This window comes from Alkalibacterium sp. m-11, assembly GCF_054658155.1.
The window spans coordinates 1-255 of sequence record NZ_BAAGIR010000573.1; the positions used below are offsets into that span (position 1 = coordinate 1).

At 35.7% G+C, this 255-nt stretch carries 1 pseudogene; it reads left to right on the forward strand.

Annotated elements, in window-relative coordinates:
- Positions 1-255, forward strand: a pseudogene (locus tag ACYQ2O_RS13650) (hypothetical protein); the annotation flags it as partial.

The following is a 255-nucleotide window of genomic DNA, read 5'->3' on the forward strand; positions in this document are numbered from 1 at the left end:
TGACCAATCATCTCGAAAAAGTGGAGGGAATATTTACTACTTTATTGGAAACTCTGTATAAGGAACTTCCAGAATTAGGTGAAAATTTGGCAATTGATGGAAAAATTATTGAATCGCATGCGAATCAACCAACAAACCGTAAAACACCAGACAAGCGAAGTGAATCTGATGCGACTTGGACGGCTAAAAATTATTATGATAAAGAAAATAATGTGATTCAAACAACTTGGTATTTCGGATATCGAGTCCACCTCA